Raw genomic sequence first — 311 nt, 5'->3', positions numbered from 1 at the left:
CTCGTCGGGATCCTGGGATATGGGGGGAAGTCCGATCGCCGTTCACCGCAAGAGAAGATCGATTCGCTACATCCTGACGCCCTGATCCGCGAGGCGGCTTTTGCGGTTCGCGACTACCTTTACTCCGATGGTTGCCTTCAAGTCACAAACCTTGATGTGCATGATCCTGAGAATGAGGCCGCCGATAGGGTGGCGCTGGCAGCCTTGGCGAAGTTAGGCACGTTTGCCTCACCGCAGATTCACCAGGGAACGCTCACCCAGTTGCGCGCACCGCAGATCAGCAATCGAAAACGGCTTTGTGCGTTACCCGA

1 protein-coding gene is annotated in these 311 nt (G+C 57.9%); it reads left to right on the top strand.

Going from position 1 to position 311, the window contains the following annotated elements:
* Positions 1 to 311 (top strand): hypothetical protein (locus SKC42_RS27545; RefSeq protein ID WP_442932289.1); only part of this gene is annotated, 311 nt, incomplete at both ends.

Origin of the sequence: Mycobacterium sp. 050134, assembly GCF_036409085.1 — a bacterium.
In the GTDB taxonomy this organism is placed as follows: Bacteria; Actinomycetota; Actinomycetes; order Mycobacteriales; family Mycobacteriaceae; genus Mycobacterium.
The sequence above is the reverse complement of the archived record's forward strand: the minus strand, read 5'-3'. Positions and strand labels throughout refer to the sequence as shown.